At 43.5% G+C, this 16595-nt stretch carries 14 protein-coding genes; 2 read left to right on the plus strand and 12 right to left on the minus strand.

All coding sequences use genetic code 11. From position 1 onward, the window contains the following. Positions 1-18 precede the first annotated feature (18 nt). Positions 19-1245 carry a D-mannonate dehydratase ManD gene (manD, locus tag DBZ36_RS05330; protein WP_120353885.1) on the plus strand — a complete coding sequence of 409 codons (1227 nt, stop codon included), beginning with the start codon at positions 19-21 and terminating at the stop codon, positions 1243-1245. 545 nt (positions 1246-1790) lie between these two features. Further along, positions 1791-1997 carry a cold-shock protein gene (locus tag DBZ36_RS05335; protein ID WP_120353886.1) on the plus strand — a complete coding sequence of 69 codons (207 nt, stop codon included), beginning with the start codon at positions 1791-1793 and terminating at the stop codon, positions 1995-1997. A 177-nt stretch (positions 1998-2174) separates the two neighbouring features. On the opposite strand, the gene DBZ36_RS05340 is transcribed toward DBZ36_RS05335, so the two are convergent. From DBZ36_RS05340 to DBZ36_RS05395, 12 genes are all read right to left on the minus strand, one after another. Further along, positions 2175-3401 carry a urate hydroxylase PuuD gene (locus DBZ36_RS05340; protein WP_120353887.1) on the minus strand — a complete coding sequence of 409 codons (1227 nt, stop codon included), beginning with the start codon at positions 3399-3401 and terminating at the stop codon, positions 2175-2177. Further along, a complete protein-coding gene (guaD, locus tag DBZ36_RS05345) occupies positions 3347-4714 on the minus strand; it encodes a guanine deaminase (RefSeq protein WP_120353888.1) in 1368 nt (455 codons plus the stop codon). The genes DBZ36_RS05340 and guaD overlap by 55 nt, the downstream gene beginning before the upstream one ends. Position 4715: 1 nt before the next feature. After that, positions 4716-5039: a hydroxyisourate hydrolase gene (gene uraH, locus DBZ36_RS05350; protein ID WP_120353889.1), complete on the minus strand. Its 324-nt coding sequence runs from the start codon at positions 5037-5039 to the stop codon at positions 4716-4718. Beyond that, complete coding sequence (locus DBZ36_RS05355) at positions 5036-5527, minus strand: 2-oxo-4-hydroxy-4-carboxy-5-ureidoimidazoline decarboxylase (RefSeq protein ID WP_120353890.1); 492 nt, start codon at positions 5525-5527, stop codon at positions 5036-5038. The genes uraH and DBZ36_RS05355 overlap by 4 nt, the downstream gene beginning before the upstream one ends. After that, on the minus strand, positions 5524-6405 hold the full coding sequence (gene xdhC, locus DBZ36_RS05360) for a xanthine dehydrogenase accessory protein XdhC (RefSeq protein WP_120353891.1): 882 nt from the start codon (positions 6403-6405) through the stop codon (positions 5524-5526). Before xdhC ends, DBZ36_RS05355 begins: the two co-directional genes overlap by 4 nt. Further along, the gene (gene xdhB / locus DBZ36_RS05365) at positions 6389-8770 is read right to left on the minus strand and encodes a xanthine dehydrogenase molybdopterin binding subunit (RefSeq protein WP_120353892.1); all 2382 of its coding nucleotides are present in this window, start codon (positions 8768-8770) and stop codon (positions 6389-6391) included. The genes xdhC and xdhB overlap by 17 nt, the downstream gene beginning before the upstream one ends. Then, a complete protein-coding gene (gene xdhA, locus DBZ36_RS05370; RefSeq protein WP_120353893.1) occupies positions 8763-10175 on the minus strand; it encodes a xanthine dehydrogenase small subunit in 1413 nt (470 codons plus the stop codon). The genes xdhB and xdhA overlap by 8 nt, the downstream gene beginning before the upstream one ends. Positions 10176-10252: 77 nt before the next feature. Beyond that, positions 10253-11221, minus strand: coding sequence for an isopenicillin N synthase family dioxygenase (locus DBZ36_RS05375; protein WP_120353894.1), 969 nt, complete (start codon positions 11219-11221; stop codon positions 10253-10255). A gap of 47 nt (positions 11222-11268) precedes the next feature. Continuing rightward, on the minus strand, positions 11269-12345 hold the full coding sequence (locus tag DBZ36_RS05380; protein ID WP_120353895.1) for a BMP family ABC transporter substrate-binding protein: 1077 nt from the start codon (positions 12343-12345) through the stop codon (positions 11269-11271). A 293-nt stretch (positions 12346-12638) separates the two neighbouring features. Continuing rightward, positions 12639-13568, minus strand: a complete 930-nt coding sequence (locus DBZ36_RS05385; protein WP_120353896.1) for an ABC transporter permease — start codon at positions 13566-13568, stop codon at positions 12639-12641. Further along, positions 13568-14731 carry an ABC transporter permease gene (locus DBZ36_RS05390; RefSeq protein ID WP_120353897.1) on the minus strand — a complete coding sequence of 388 codons (1164 nt, stop codon included), beginning with the start codon at positions 14729-14731 and terminating at the stop codon, positions 13568-13570. The genes DBZ36_RS05385 and DBZ36_RS05390 overlap by 1 nt, the downstream gene beginning before the upstream one ends. Then, on the minus strand, positions 14724-16256 hold the full coding sequence (locus tag DBZ36_RS05395) for an ABC transporter ATP-binding protein (protein WP_120353898.1): 1533 nt from the start codon (positions 16254-16256) through the stop codon (positions 14724-14726). The genes DBZ36_RS05390 and DBZ36_RS05395 overlap by 8 nt, the downstream gene beginning before the upstream one ends. Between the last annotated feature and the right edge of the window lie 339 nt (positions 16257-16595).

Genomic DNA, 16595 nt, shown 5'->3' on the forward strand with positions numbered 1-16595 from the left:
TACAAAAAGGGGTAGGCGATGAAAATAACCAGCGCAAAGGTGTTTGTTGGTGGACCAAATAAAAACTATGTCACTTTAAAAATTATGACAAGTGAAGGTATTTATGGCGTCGGTGACGCGACTTTAAATAATCGTGAAACCTTGCCTGCACACTACCTCGAAGAGTACCTTATTCCATGCTTGGTCGGTATGGATCCGCGTAATAGTGAAGATATTTGGCAATACTTTTATCGCGGAGCTTATTTTCGGCGTGGCCCAATTGCAATGGCGGCTTTCGGCGCGATTGATATGGCCTTATGGGATATCAAAGGCAAAATTGCTGGTTTACCTGTATATCAATTATTAGGCGGCAAGAGTCGGGACGGTGCAATGTTGTATGCTCACGCGTCCGGTAATGACTTAGAAGATTTGATGGATTCAATTGCCTACTATCGTGAACAAGGTTACCAGGCGGTTCGGGTTCAATGTGGTATTCCAGGAATGCCAAAGGGAGGAGGTTACGCTGTTGCAGATAAGGGCGACACCCAAAACTATATTACTAATTTTACCGGTAATGGCCCTAAAATAGAGACTTGGAATACAGACAAGTACATGCGCTATATGCCAGATGCACTTGGAGAAATACGTGATCGGTTCGGATGGGATATGAAACTCCTGCACGATGTCCACCATCGCCTGTTACCTCGAGAAGCTGCGCAATTTGCCAAAGAGGTTGAACAACACCGTTTGTATTGGTTGGAAGATCCAACCCCAGCCGAGGATCAAGATGCATTGGCGTTTATTCGCCAGCATTCAACCACACCACTAGCAATTGGCGAAGTATTTAATTCAATTTATGACTGCAATAAATTGATTCAAAGTAATCTGATTGACTTCATACGGGTTTCAGCAACTTATGCTGGTGGTATTACCTCGCTTAAACGAATAGTTGATTTGGCGGGGCTACACAATGTGCAAACAGGGTTTCATGGTGCCCCGAGCCACTCACCAATATCAATGGCTGCACAAGCGCATATTAATGCTTGGGCACCCAATTTTGGAATCCAAGAATACTTGGTGTTGGGAACTACAGAATGCGATGCCTTGTTTCCCTCGGAACATAAAGCGCAGAAAGGTTTCTTTTATGTCAGCGATGCACCCGGTTTAGGTGTGGACTTCGATGAACAAGAAGCGGGTCGCTACGAATTCAAACGTGGTTATCATCCCGTGGCGCGCTTAGAAGATGGAACCGTATGGAACTACTAGTTAGCTAGTCTGGTCGATGCTTGGCAAAGACCAGAAACTGCTGTTGTTTGGGTAAACATAGCAGGTCATAAATTGTTCTTGAACTTATCTCGATGTAAATTTGGAAAACGATGATGAGCTATACTTAATGTGGTTGTCGGTAAGTGCTGAACGATAAATGCCAGCAATTTGTTAATCCACGTGTATAAGCCATAACTGGATGTCTGTATCTGGTCTAATCAGATAATTGGTTCAGCGTACTATACTCAAGATTACCGTATAGGAAATAGCCTGAAGCCAGCTTTTATTAATAGTAAAATCGACTATCTATTAGCAATATCGGCTTTAAAAGTTGGTTTTTGGTGCCTAAGGCTAATAAATGAGCCTGTATTGTTTAAGTTACTAGGTATTTTAGACAAACTAGGACAAACTCAATATCAGCTTTATATGAACTTAGATTTTATATTTATCAAGCGCTTAATAAGTTAACCAACTTTACATTGTGTTCGAAACGGTGAATTCGAATATGATTTTGTATAGTTCACCACATAAAAAGAGTACAGAAAATGAGTAAAGGTACAGTTAAGTGGTTCAACGCCGATAAAGGCTTCGGTTTTATTACTCCTGAAGATGGCAGCAAAGATTTGTTTGTTCATCACTCAGAAATCCAAGCGGGCGGTGGATATGCGACTTTAAGCGATGGCCAAGCGGTTGAGTTTGAAGTTGGCCAAGGTCAAAAAGGTCCTTGCGCAAACAAAGTTGTTGCTATCTAGTTAGTAACAACATTCAAAAAGCAGTTGGCCACGAGAGCTGCCAACTGCTTTTGATTGAAAATCTCATAAGCTTATCAGCCCCAAGATCATTTGATAGCTCTTTGCCTTATAACAATTCGTTGTAAGCTCTAGCGGTAATCTGTATTTCACCAGCTTTCTGTTTTGGCCTACGTACTATCATTGGCTAAGCAGTTGCTTTAATTGTGTTCGTTCGTTATCGCTCATTTCGGTTTTATTCAAAAATGGCATGTCTGCCGTTTCAACAGCCCGCGCAATAATATTCGGTTTCCAGCGCTCAACATCTTCCCAGCTATCAAATATTGCGCCACTTGGCGCTATTGTGAAGACCTCATCAGTAGGATTGCTACTATGACAAGTCCCACAGCGCTGACTAATTATTTGTAGGGCTTGTCGCTGGTGATCTTTAAGATCATTAATTGAACGTCTAGACTCTAAGATTGCTGTATCCTCAGATAAATTGTTAGACAATTTTTTCTGTGTTGGCCAGCTTAAGCCCAGCGCAAGTAATAGCATTGCAATGGCCCCACCAATAAGCACTGATGGTTTAGAGACGCCGCTATGCTTGAGATTAAAATAATGTCGAATATAGGCGCTAATTACCATAATACAGAGCCCAACAAGCCAATTTTGAGGGTGCTGATAAACCATTGGATAATGATTGCTGATCATTAAAAATATGATGGGTAAGGTAAAGTAGTTGTTGTGAATTGAACGTCTTTTTCCCTCCAAACCCGGGGCAGGGTCAACACTTTCGCCATTAGCTATCTGGGCCACCATTTTTCGCTGTCCAGGGATAATCTTATAGAACACATTGTTTACCATGATCGTACCGATTAGCACGCCCATGTGTATAAATGCGCCACGACCGCTAAACACCGAGGTAAAAGCATAAAAGAAAACAGCAGCTAGTATGACTAGTGCAAGTACAAACACCGATTTTGTTGTAGCAATCTTTGTTCGCAGAAGTAGTTCGTAGCAAACTACTCCTAGTGCTACCAAAGCTATCCCCATTGCTACCGCTACCGGCACACTAAGCGCCATTACCCGAGGATCGATTAAATAGGCTTGGGCGTTAAAGTAATACATCCATATTAACAGCACGCTTCCGGTTAACCAGGTGGTATAGGCTTCCCACTTAAACCAATGCAATGTTTGAGGCATTTGTTCCGGGCCTGCTTGATACTTGGCTACTTCATAAAATCCACCGCCATGCACAGCCCAAAGATCCCCTTTGATACCTTTGTCTTTTTTCCACTTAGGTGGCTCTTCGAGGCTATTGTCCAGCCATGTGAAATAGAAACTAGCACCAATCCATGCAATAGCTGAAATTACATGAAACCATTTAATGAATAGGGCAATCCATTCGTAGAACTGTGGCCACATACGTTTGTTCCTTTTTTGTAGACGAGATTTCCATTCAAATACGTGCGTTCAACAACGCGGTCGTCGCTTAGTGTAGTCATTGCAAAAAGCTGTTCGGCTAAGCTTGTACAGCGCAGCATCCTCTGCGCCATAATCGGGCTGGCCATAAAATCGAGTTCTATAAAATCAGCTTCGGTTCCGGGATTCAAATTACCAACCAAATGCTCAATCCCCATGCTACTGGCGGCACCTTGAGTACATAGATATAGAGATTCAAATGGGTCAATGGTGGTGCTTTGTAATTGACATATTTTGTAGGCGTCCGCTTGATTTGAGAACAGACTTAAACTTGTGCCGGCGCCAACATCACTAGCTATTGAGAGCCCAATGTTATGTGCTTTAACACTATCTATATCAAATAGACCACTACCTAAGAAAAGGTTAGAGGATGGACAGAAGCTTATACTTGCCCCATTAGCTGCAAGCGATTGATATTCTCGTTTAGACAAATGGATAGCGTGTCCGAATAATGCTCGCTCTCTCACGAGTCCATTTGCCTCGTAAACTTCCAAATAATCTTGATGTTCAGGGAATAGTTCTTTGATCCAAGCAACTTCTCCAACGTTTTCGCTAAGATGGGTTTGAATAAAAGTGTCTGGGTGCTCTTTAGCGAGTTTACCGGCCATTTCGAGCTGATGTTCACTACTAGTTGGCGCAAATCGTGGTGTAATAGCATACATATTGCGACCATTGTTGTGCCAACGTTCGATAAGTTCTTTACTCTGAAAGTAGCCACTTAAAGCAGTATCGCGTAGCTCTTCTGGGCAAAACCTATCCATAAGTACCTTACCGCAAATCATGCGCGCCCCGTGTGACTGCGCAACTTCAAAAAACGCGTTTACTGATTCGGGGTGTACTGTCGCAAAAACACTGGCGGTTGTGGTTCCATGTGCAAATAATTGACGAATAAAAAACTCAGCTTGCGCGGTCGCATAGTCTTTATTGGCAAACTTTTTCTCAGTTGGAAAGGTATACTGATTGAGCCAATCGAGCAGTTGTTTGCCATAACTTGCCATCATTTCAATTTGTGGAAAATGAGCGTGACTATCGATCATGCCAGGAATTAACAAACCTTTATGTAGAACAACTCCGCCATTATTTAGTAGTTGTTGGTTTACAGTGATTGAAAAAAAATCTTTTGCATCTCCAATATGACTAATTACTCCATTTTTAGTAACGAGTACGCCATCATTAAAGTATTGATAATTCGCAGCTGGGTTATTGGTGGTTCGAGGAAAGTGCAACAAACTACCTCGATGGATTTTTATATCCATACTAACTTCCTCGGTAACTAGAAAAGGAAAAGGGGGATAGTAGTAAGGGCACGTGATAGTGACGCTTTTGGTCAACACAAAAATGGATTTCTATGAGAGGGAAAAAGGAACTTCCGAAGTTTTTTATACAATAAGGCTTGATGTAAAAACGTAAGGTATAGTCGCCGTTGCATAGATCCGTTGTATCGAAGCTAGCACGTCCGTCGTCGTCGCTAGTAGCAACTGCTAGCGTTTGTTTTGAATCAAATGACATCAATTCAATTTCGATTGATGACGCTGGCATACCATTGCTGGTATCCAATATATGACTACTTAGACTACTCATCGGTAAGCCTCCATTCTAATACTACTAATTTTTTGTTGTTCAATCTGAGCGTTCTTTAACTCGACGTCTCGCGTGTTTACATAACGTGCTTTGAGCAAAGAAAGCATTTCGGCTGCGGTTTTATGGCTAGCACAAACGATAAAAATGAAACCAAACTTATGTTGATAGTCCAGGTTAAATTTTAATAACTCGCTAAGCACCGATGGTAATGCATCACTTACCAATGACTGCTCTATCTCGCTTAGGGATTTCCCTTGGGCGTATTTTTCTTGCAAAGTCTTTAGATCCCCAATCATCGGGTGTCCGGCAAACGCCTCAAGCCAGTCATCTTCGTTTAGGTTGTTGAAGCTAATTTCTGCGCATTGACATAGTTGCGCATAACTTACAAAAGGGCTTCGTTTGAGCATGTTATTTACCCAAGTAGAGCTGGTGCACAGTTGTTGCAACTGCATTTGATCAAGTTGCAGCGCTTGCAATTTAAGGGTCATTTTCTAGTCTCCTCAATGCTTTTGCGTAAGCTATTCGCATTTTCCCAATCTGATTTAGTGGTTTGAGATATCGCGTCTTTGTTTTCAAAGTACTGCATTAACTGAGCTGCAATAGAAACAGCTACTTGCATGGGTAATTTGCCTTTAATATGAGCCAAGCCGACGGGGCAGGTGAGTTGTGTTAAAAGGTGCTCACAACTCAACTGTTCTTTAAGCCTAAATTCGAATCGTTTTTTCTTGGACTGCGAGCCAATTAGTCCTATAAAGCTAAAATGCTGTTGCTCTAAGGCTGCACGTACAATGTCATAGTCAAGCTGATGATCCTGAGTCATGACCACGATATGACTTGCTTGCGTAAGGTGTGTTACTTCTTGTTCAGGTTTAGTTGAATAATGTGTGTTTATTCCGCGGTTTTTAAGGTCGTCAAGCCATGGCTGCCGGTTATCAATGACCCTTAATTGACAAGGTAGCTGGGTCAGGATTTGGCATAATGCTTGAGTCACATGACCGGCGCCAAACACGACCACTTCTGGCATGTCTACTTGCATATATTCGAATAATATTTGGGTTGCTCCCCCACAGCATTGTCCAAGATCTGCTGCAAGCGCAAAACGCTCAATCGAAACATTTTTATTTGCTACGTTTAGCCCTTCACGGGCTTTTTTAACCACCTCAAATTCTAATGCGCCTCCGCCAAGAGTGTCGTACTGATGGGACTTGCTAATAACCATCTTGGAACCACTATTGCGTGGAACCGAGCCTACATCAGCGACGACTGTTGCAATGCAATAGGCTTCCCCTTGCTGAGTCAACCATTGGCATGCGCTTAACCAATCTAGGTTAAGGTTCGTATAATTTTCATTATCCAATGGTTTCATTATCAACCTCAGCTTCGTCTCTGGTATAGCCAATGGCGTCAAATTGAGCCAAACAAGCTTGAAGTATGTTTTCTCCAGTTGCAGGTACTTGTAAGTTCGGAATTTCTCGATGCTGGCTAATTGACGCTACCGCATCATAGATTGCGCACCATAGGCTAATAGCATGCATGAAAGGTGGTTCCCCAACAGCTTTGGAACGGTAAATACTATGTTCAGGGTTGGCTTTATCCATTAGCGTTATATTCATTTGTTTCGGATAGTCTCCGATACTTGGGATTTTGTAGTTCATTGGACTGTTGCTAAGTAACACGCCGTCTTTGTTCCATACTAATTCTTCGTTGGTAACCCAGCCCATACCTTGGATAAATGCACCTTCTATTTGTCCGATATCAATGGCTGGGTTTAAGCTGTTACCCACATCGTGCAAGATATCGACACGGTCAACCTGCATTTCGCCGGTAAGGGTGTCCACAGTGACCTCTGAGCACGAAGCTCCGATTGAAAAATAAAAGAATGGTCGTCCGACAGATTTATCGATGTCGAACCAAATTTTTGGAGTTTTGTAGAAGCCACTAGAAGAAAGAGAGATCCTTTTTAAGTAGGCCTGCTGTACTAAGTGTGTCCAATCTACGGGTTGGTCCTTAGTTTCAAATCGCCCATTAACGATTATTGGTTCTGCGTCCAAGTTGTAGTGTTCTTTGGCGAATTCCAATAATCGGTTTTTAATTGCTATTGCAGCATTATGTGCAGCCATGCCATTAAGGTCGGTGCCAGATGATGCAGCAGTTGGAGAAGTGTTAGGGACTTTGTCGGTACGTGTAGAGCTTACATGCACTAAATCGAGAGGTATCCCGAATGTTTGTGCAACAATTTGAGCTACCTTGGTATGTAGACCCTGACCCATTTCGGTTCCGCCATGGCTAACTTGTACACTGCCGTCGGTATAGACGTGTACCAAGGCACCGGCTTGATTTAAGTGGGTTGCGGTAAATGCGATTCCAAATTTCACTGGGCTCAGTGCCAGTCCTTTTTTTAGCACCAAATTGCTATTGTTCCATTGTTTAATCTCAGCTCTGCGATTTGTATAGTCACTGCTTTTTTCTAAGTTTTGCATGACTTCCAAGAGCATATCGCATTGGTCTACCTCCATACCGTATGGCGTGGTGCTTCGCCCTTCACGATATAAGTTTTTTAGTCTTAAACTATAAGCATCTTGTCCCGTTTTGATGCTCAGGTCTTGTATCGCTCTCTCTATGGTGATCATGCCTTGAGGTCCACCAAATCCGCGGAAGGCAGTGTGGCTAACGGTATCAGTGCGTAATCGGTTGCCGACTATACTTGCGTCTCCAAGGCTATAAGCGTTGTCACTATGAAACATTGCTCTATCTACAATCGCGCCCGAGAGATCTGCTGAATGGCCACATAATCCATTAACTTCAATGTGAGCTTTCTCGATTACGCCATGTTTGTTCGCTCCAATATGATAACTATTGAAGAAGGGATGGCGTTTACCAGTGGCGCTCATGTCAATTTTTCGAGGCAAACGTAACTTAACCGACCCTTTAGTCAGATGAGCGCCTAAACTTGCGAGGCAAGCCCATTGCGCAGCTTGCGACTCTTTACCACCAAAACCTCCACCCATTCGTCTCATGTCGACAGTTACTTTGTTAAAAGAGATATCAAGTACTTCAGCGACTAGGGTTTGCACCTCTGTTGGGTGTTGGCTAGAACAGCGAATAAATATGCCGCCGTCTTCGGTAGTTTGAGCCAAGCTTATTTGCCCTTCCAAATAAAAATGCTCTTGGCCACCAACTTCGAGCTCTCCTTTAACGACAACAGCGCTTTCGATCAGACTGTCGAGATCAACGCTAGCGCCAAATTGGTTTTTTGGTAACAGGTGTGGCTGCTGTTGGGCTTGTTCAAAACTTAGATTTGGAGTCTCACTTTGGTAAGTTAATTTGGCTTTGCTGGCTGCTTGCCATGCTTGGCGGTGACTGCGAGCCAACACCAAGGCAATTGGCTGCTGGTGATATTTGATTGTCCCGTCACTAAGTAAGGGGTCGCCTTTAAAAATTGGGCCGATATCATTGAGGCCAGGAATATCGTCAACTGTGATCAGTTTGATCACGCCTGATGACGACTCAACCTGGGTAAAGTCCGTGGATTCAATTTTTCCTTTGGCAATGTTGCTGACAATAACCGCCGCATGTAAGCAGTTACTAGGGGTGGGGTAGTCGTCAACAAAAAGCGCTTTACCACTGACTTGCTTGTCAGCGCTTTCATGTTTATGACTTTTTCCAACAACGCTAAACTCTATATCGCTCGGTTGCGCATCTAAATGATTGATTTGGGTAAGTCTACGCATGATCAGACAACCTCGTAGGGATATTATTGCATTCGAAATAAAAACGTTGGATTAGATTTTGAACCAGCGATACGCGGTAGTTTGCGCTGCCTCTGACATCAGATAAGGGATGGATATGTAAAGCGGCTAAGGCTTTGACTTCTCTGACGAGCGCTTGGGTGAAAGGCTTGCCAAGCATGTGGGCTTCCAACTCGCTTAGACGGGTAGATTTGGCTGCGATGCCGCCACCAGCGATACTGCAACTTTCGATACGTGATTGGGTATCGAATCTGAAATTAAAGGCCATCACGACTGTAGCAATATCGTCTTCAAAACGTTTACTAACTTTATAAATAGCGTGCCGTTGATTTTTACCAAGACGAGGAATATAAACACCACTTATCCACTGCTGCTTTTCTAATAAGGTTTGCCGATAACCTGTGATGTATTCGTGTGGAGCATGGCGACGCTTGGTTTCGCCATCATCAACTTCAATTTCGCCATTTAAGCTGATCAATAACGGGGCTATGTCGCCGATGGGTGACGCATGACCAAGACTCCCGCCTAAGGTCGCACGGTTTCGGATTGTAAGGCTTCCAAGACGAGATATGAGTTCATCAGTACTTGGAAAGTGTTCTCGCATAAAGGTGTGCACTTGATTGAGCGGCACCGCTGCGCCGATACGCCATCCGTGATCGAGTTCGGTAATGCTAAGTAGATCATCAACTTGGGAAATATCAATAATTTGTTCAATATCAGAAAGCTGCTGAGTAATCTCCAAGGCTAAGTCTGTTCCGCCAGCAATAAAACTTGCTTTGGGCATCGCTCGTCTAGCCTCGGCAAGCTGCTTTCGATTAGTTGGTTTTAAATAATTGTGGGTTGTTTGAGCGTTACAACTACTTAACCAGGCAGTCACCGCGGCTTCATCTGCCAAGGTTGGGTCATAATATTGGACGCCAGCGATCTCTTTTGCGGCATCAATTAGTGGACCATAACCAGTACAGCGGCATAAATTTCCTGCCAAGAAATCTTCTGGCTTGTCGGTGTTACCTTGGCGTTTTGATAATGCATACAATGACATAATGATGCCAGGTGTGCAGAATCCACACTGGCTACCATGTTTGTCTACAACAAGTTGTTGAACCGGGTGTAAGGCACCGTTTTTGTTGAGGTGTTCTACCGTCACAATATGCTTAGCATGCAGCGCGTTTAGTGGCGTTATACACGCGTTGATCTGACTGAACCGCAAGCCTGAATGGGCGTGTAGATCTATCATAATCACTGTACAGGCTCCGCAATCGCCACTTGCGCATCCTTCTTTTGAGCCGGTTAAACCCAACTGATCGCGTAGGTAACTTAACAGCATGGTACTGGGAGCCGCATATTCTATTTCAATGACTTCTTCGTTAATCATGATCTCTAACATAGCTGGGCCTCCTTAAATTGATGTGCTGTGACTTGCATACTAAATTGTCCATTTGGTCAGTTTTATAGCTAAATTTTTTAGTTTAGTTCAGATTCGCTACGGTAAGCGTAAGTTTGCTCAAAACGAGACAAGATCCAGTCTCCAGCTGTAGTCGGTGGGTACTGCACATGTTCGCCAAGGTCTAAGCAGGAACTGATAGTGCTTACTTGAGTATCAAAATTAGGTTCAACAAAAAACGGCATTGAGAACCGTGTTGTATTTTGTTTAGGGCTCATTACACGATGTGGTGTTGATTTATAGCGGTCATTGGTCCAACGTTGCATAAGATCACCTATATTCACGACGAAGCTATTGGGCACTGGCTCCGCGTCTAGCCAATCGCCTTCTTTGTTTTGAACTTGCAAACCGCCAGTAGCATCCTGATATAATAGGGTTATACAGCCATAATCGGTGTGTGCACCTGCACCATTATTGTGGTCCTGAGGCGGGTATTGGATCAGTCGTAATACACTGATCGGGCAATCAAAGTTTTTGCTAAAAAAATCAGACTCTAAATCTAGAGCTAATGCCATTGCCTTAAGTATTTTGATTGCTACTTGTTGGCTTAGTTCATATTGCTGTTGCATTAATTGAATGAATCCGTCCATTTTTGGGTACTGGTTAGGACCGTATAGTGCCGGGCAACGCTTTACTTGGGGGTGATGTGAGCTCAGATCTAAGGCCATATCAAAAGTTTCTTTAAAGTCCTTGGGACCATCAGGGTCAAGTTGTTCAGCGCTGACCTTTCCCCATCCGCGATGATTTCTCGATTTTTCGATGTCTATTTGTTGTTTTTCGGATTCGTCTAAAGCAAAAAATTGGGATGCCATTTCTTGTACAGCCGTAAACTGTTCAACTGGGATGCCATGACCAACGACATAAAAGAAACCGCTATTTCGGCATGCCTCATCGATCGCGCTTATAACCGGTTCCCACTGCTTAGGATCGTTGTTTGCCAACATAGATATATCTATGATTGGTAAAGAAAATGGTTTTACGACAGACATGAATCTTCCTTGTGTAGAGCCCAACCAAAGTTGGGCTATTTATTGGGTTATTTTGGAATCGAGGCGTCGATGCCTTCGACATACCAATTAACAGCAGCCAATTCGGCGTCCGTTAGGGTATATCCTGCTGCGATGACCTCTTTACCGGTGTTGTCTAGCATAGGGCCGGTAAAAGGATGGAACTCACCCGATTTGATTTTGGAGTGAGTGCTGGTAATGGCGCTTTGTATGTCGGCAGGTAGATCTGGATTGATTGAGACGATCTGTAAAATATCGTCAGCAAAACCACCCCAGTAGTCTTCTGGAGCCCAGCTTTTATCCATAACTTCTTGAACGGTGCGAATATAGTGCGGCGCCCAGACATCACGGACAGAAAACATATGCGATTTAGGTGCAAAGTGACTCATGTCAGAGGCTTGGCCAATGCCCATAATACCGCGTTTTTCTGCGGCAATCAGAGGAGCAGGGCTATCAGTGTGTTGGATAACGATATCGACACCTTGGTCCATCAGAGCATTTGCTGCATCTGATTCTTTACCTGGATCGTACCAAGTATTTACCCAGACGATTTTTATTTTCACATCAGGATTAACACTTTTTGCACCTAGGTAAACCGAATTGATATCACGGATAACTTCTGGAATTGGGAATGATGCTATATAACCAATGGTATTGGTTTTAGTCGCCATACCAGCGGCTACACCAGAAACGTAACGCCCCTCATAAGTTCTGAGCACATAAGTAGACACGTTTTTAGAGCGCTTGTATCCCGTTGCATGTTCAAATGTCACATTTGGGAAACGTTTTGCGGCTTTCAAAGTTGGATTCATAAAACCGAACGATGTGGTAAATATAAGATCGTGGCCAGATTTAGCTAATTGCGTTATTACGCGTTCTGCATCAGCACCTTCAGGAACGTTTTCGACAAAGGTGGTCTCAACTTTGTCACCAAAGTGTTCTTGCATTTCTAAGCGGCCTTGATCGTGCTCATAGCTCCATCCGTGGTCGCCAACAGGGCCAACATAGACAAACCCAACTTTTAAAGGATCTGCGGCAAAACTGGTTGCAGCGAAAAGGCTTGATACTGTGAACGCGGTGGCGGCCATCCATTTATTTATTTTCATGAAATACTCCGTTTTCATTGTTACTGAATTAGACTCAAAGCTGTTATTGCAAAAACTTGACCATACGGTTTGTTTATTAATAATTAAATTGGATATCGTGGTGTAAGCTAGCTGTGACGTATGTTGCAGCTCGGTTGCTAGCTAGTGTAACGGTGTTGGAAACAGGGAATCGATTTGTAGCAATGGACGATTTTGGTGCTTATAACGAAACCGACGCACTAGAATGATGCGCTAGATTGGAATTCCGAGCCTCGAACATTTTGAAGGTTCGAGGCTTGGACTTTTGTTGTTAACTAGTGAACTTTTGGATCAAAAGGTTTAGCCAAACTCATAGGCGTCGACAGCTTTTGGGCAAGAGCGTTGGAGCTAATCGCTACCATGACCACAATGGTTGCAATATACGGAGTCATGGCCAATAGATTCGGAGATATATCAACTCCAAGTCCTTGCATGACTAGATGCAAAATAGAAGCGAAGCCGAACAGGTAAGCCCCAAGTGCTAAGTAGGCGATACGCCATGATGCAAATACGACCAGTGCTAACGCAATCCAGCCGCGTCCTGCGGTCATGTTTTCCATCCACATCGGTGTATAAGCGAGCGACATATAAGAACCAGCTAAGCCCGCCATCGCACCACCAAACAAAGTTGCAAGAAATCGTACTCGGATAACTTTAATGCCTAAAGCGTTGGCGGAATATGGATTTTCGCCAACAGCACGAACGGTTAAACCAACTCTGGTTTTATGCATTACCCACCAGCTTGCTGCGACTAACACAAAGCTTAAATATACCAGTAAGTCTTGTTTAAAGAGCAGTGGGCCAATGAACGGGATATCACTTAACAAGGGAATCGCAATTGGCTTAAAACCGTCAATCGTCGAACCTACTAGATCGCCTCCTAAGAACGAGCTAAGCCCTGTACCAAAGATTGTTAATGCTAAGCCCGTTGCAACTTGGTTGGTATTTAGGTTTAACGATAGAGCACCAAAGAGCAATGACATCGCCATGCCAGCGAGTATCGCCAGAGTAACGCCTAAAAATAAATTTCCGGTATATAAGGCACCTGCAAATCCGGCCATAGCTCCCATTAACATCATGCCTTCTTGTCCTAGATTCAATACGCCGGTCTTTTCACACACAAGCTCACCTAGGGCGATTAATAGAAGCGGGGTACCGGTCTTTAAAGCGGCGATCATAATTTGTTGCAATAGCAGGATATCCACTATAGTGCTCCTTGTTGGGCTTTAGTATCTTCACTCGTGACTTCATTCATATCGTTAGCGTCGCGTTTCATTTGCAACAATGTTTCTTGGCGCCGTTTCTCGGTTTCGCGAGGAACGACTTTAATTTGATAAAATATGAGGTAATCGCAAGCAAGTAGAAAGAACAGTAAAATTCCTTGAAACAGCCCAGTAATTGCTGTTGGTAAACCTAGTTCGATTTGGGCTAAATCACTGCCCATATACAAAGAACCCATAAACAAAGAACTTAGAATAATACCGATAGGATTTAGTCGTCCAAGGTAGGCCACAATGATAGCGGCGTAGCCATATCCAGGGGACACTGATGGGATAAGTTGACCTATGGGCCCAATGACTTCTGAAGCACCGGCAAAGCCTGCTAGTGCACCAGCAAATAGCATCACCCCCCATACAATTTTACCGCTGTTAAACCCGGCGTAGCGGGCCGCTGCTTGGTCTTCTCCGTAAACTCTTAGTTTAAAACCGGGTAGTGTTTTGTATAAGGCAAGCCCAGATAAAAGTGCTAACCCCACAGCAACCACGATGCTTATTGTTGCTCTTCCGTTGTCGCTTAATAAGGGTAGTAACACAGAATCTGCAAAAATTATTGACTCTGGAAAGCCAAATCCGTCGGGGTCAGCAAGCGGACCATGGACTGCCCAAAGTAAGGTATATAAGCCAATATAATTGAGCATAATGGTGCTTAATATAATATTGGTGTGAAACAATCGATATAGAAAAGTAGGTATTGCTGCCCAAAGCATACCTGCAACAATTCCTGCAGCTAAAGCTAACAGTAAAACACCAAAGCCACTGTTTTGAGTCGCTTGGATTGCTACTGCGCTGCTAGCAACTGCGCCAACAAGTAATTGTCCTTCAGCGCCAATATTCCATATGTTTGCTCGGTAACAAAGTGCAAGACCGGTAGCACAAAGTAATAATGGTCCAGCTTTGACCATCAATTCTCCAATATTGTAAGTGTCGCTTACCGGTTGCAGGATAAAGACCTCAAATGCTTTGGTCGGGCTTACACCTAACGCAAGGAACATTAAACTAGAGACCAACATGGTTAACACAATTGCGATGATGGGAGAAAACCAAGCCATTTTTTTAGAGCTTTCTATCCTTGGTTGTACGCTAAGCATGTTGTTGCTCCTTGTGATGTATAAATCCACCGGCAATCCATTTGCCAATTTCTTCAATGTTTGTGGAGTCGGTAGCGACGGCTTTACTTAGATTTCCTTCGTATAGGGCAGCAATGCGGTCACAAATCATAAATAACTCATCGATGTCTTCTGAAATAACAACAATAGCGGTGCCTGAATTACGAAGTTCTATGAGTTGCCTATGGATGGCGCTCGCGGCGCCTATATCAACGCCCCAGGTCGGATGGGCACAAATTAAAACCTGGGGAGATTGCTCGACTTCTCTCCCGATGATAAATTTCTGTAGGTTTCCTCCGGACAAACTTTTGGCTTGTGAAAAACGGTTTCTGCATTTCACGGTATTGGTTTTAATGATCTTGTTAGTGAGTTGCTCTAACTTGTTTGATAAAACAAACCCATACTTAACTAATTTATCGGTATTGGTAAGCAGGGTATTCTCGCTTAAGCTCATTTCAGGTACCGCACCTTGTCCCAATCGGTCTGCTGGTACATAAGCCATACCAAGTCTTCGCCGTTCACCTGCATCCAATTTCCCTATTGCTTTGCCGTTAAACTGCATACTGTGGTCTGGTGCTCTCGTATCTTCTCCGCTAAGTGCGGCTAATAGATCTTCTTGTCCGTTACCTGCGACACCGGCAATACCTATGATTTCACCAACGTTAAGTTGTAAGTCCACCTGTTTAAGTCCACAACCAAAGGGATGAGAGGGAGCCAAAGACAAATCAATGGTTTCAAGTCTCACATTTGAGTTTAGGGATTTTGGGTAGGATGCTGACAGTTGGGCATCTTGGCCAACCATCATGCGTGCAATCGAATTTGGTGTTTGTTGACTGGGTATACATTCACCACTAACGGATCCACCACGAAGAATAACCGCGCGGTCACATAAATCTGTAACTTCTTTTAGCTTATGGCTAATAAACAAAATGCTACAGCCTTCACTTGCTAAGCGTTTTAGCACTCTAAAAAGGCCCGAAACTTCTTGCGGTGTAAGTACTGACGTTGGCTCATCCAATATAAGAAGTTTGACGTTTTGGATTAAGCAACGAAGTATCTCTAAACGCTGGCGCTCTCCTATGCTTAGACTATGTACATAACGCTCTGGTTCAACATGGAGTTCATACTTTTCACTGATATCTACAACTGTTTGACGCAGATCCGTTAATCCTTTAACAAAGTGTTTATCTAAGCCAAGCTCAATATTTTCCAATACAGTGAGTGTTTCAAACACGCTAAAGTGTTGAAACACCATTCCTATTCCCATAGCGCGAGCTTGGTTTGGTGAGTGTATGTCTACTTCTTGTTGGTTCCAAAGAATGGCACCTTGGTCCGGTTTGTTTACGCCGTATATCATTTTTACGAGGGTCGATTTTCCTGCACCGTTCTCCCCCAGTAGTGCCAGTATTTCACCATGATGTAATTTCAAATTGACATTGTCATTCGCGACAACGCCGGGGAAAAACTTACTCACATTCCAGAGTTCCAATAGCGTGGTATTTTTCATTGAAGGCAGAGTCCTTTCTTTACGTTCCACAAATGTTGCTCACCTTTGTGAGTTGTTAACTACACTTAATGCAAATACCTGACCATCTACACAAGTTAACAACAATGCAGTGCTAATGCGCTTAACAAATGTTATCGCTGATTATCTTTGCCTTAGTGTGGTGCGTTAGCACCAAACTAGCGCAACTTATTTGTGCATTCGCAGTTTGTGCTGACGATTGCAGAGTGATGTCAATGAGCAAAGCGGTGCTTCGTAAGCTAGCAGTTGAAGTGAATAGGGTTATATGTAGCTCTGTGTTTGTTAGTTGCTACTCTCAACGCCGTGCCAAGGGGGGACTAG

The organism is Alginatibacterium sediminis (assembly GCF_003610775.1).
GTDB lineage: Bacteria > Pseudomonadota > Gammaproteobacteria > Enterobacterales > Celerinatantimonadaceae > Alginatibacterium > Alginatibacterium sediminis.

Coding starts and splice junctions, on each gene's coding strand:
- manD (WP_120353885.1), top strand. CDS start 19: ATGAAAATAACCAGCGCAAAGGTGTTTGTTGGTGGACCAAATAAAAAC.
- DBZ36_RS05335 (WP_120353886.1), top strand. CDS start 1,791: ATGAGTAAAGGTACAGTTAAGTGGTTCAACGCCGATAAAGGCTTCGGT.
- DBZ36_RS05340 (WP_120353887.1), bottom strand. CDS start 3,401: ATGTGGCCACAGTTCTACGAATGGATTGCCCTATTCATTAAATGGTTT.
- guaD (WP_120353888.1), bottom strand. CDS start 4,714: ATGGATATAAAAATCCATCGAGGTAGTTTGTTGCACTTTCCTCGAACC.
- uraH (WP_120353889.1), bottom strand. CDS start 5,039: ATGAGTAGTCTAAGTAGTCATATATTGGATACCAGCAATGGTATGCCA.
- DBZ36_RS05355 (WP_120353890.1), bottom strand. CDS start 5,527: ATGACCCTTAAATTGCAAGCGCTGCAACTTGATCAAATGCAGTTGCAA.
- xdhC (WP_120353891.1), bottom strand. CDS start 6,405: ATGAAACCATTGGATAATGAAAATTATACGAACCTTAACCTAGATTGG.
- xdhB (WP_120353892.1), bottom strand. CDS start 8,770: ATGCGTAGACTTACCCAAATCAATCATTTAGATGCGCAACCGAGCGAT.
- xdhA (WP_120353893.1), bottom strand. CDS start 10,175: ATGTTAGAGATCATGATTAACGAAGAAGTCATTGAAATAGAATATGCG.
- DBZ36_RS05375 (WP_120353894.1), bottom strand. CDS start 11,221: ATGTCTGTCGTAAAACCATTTTCTTTACCAATCATAGATATATCTATG.
- DBZ36_RS05380 (WP_120353895.1), bottom strand. CDS start 12,345: ATGAAAATAAATAAATGGATGGCCGCCACCGCGTTCACAGTATCAAGC.
- DBZ36_RS05390 (WP_120353897.1), bottom strand. CDS start 14,731: ATGCTTAGCGTACAACCAAGGATAGAAAGCTCTAAAAAAATGGCTTGG.
- DBZ36_RS05395 (WP_120353898.1), bottom strand. CDS start 16,256: ATGAAAAATACCACGCTATTGGAACTCTGGAATGTGAGTAAGTTTTTC.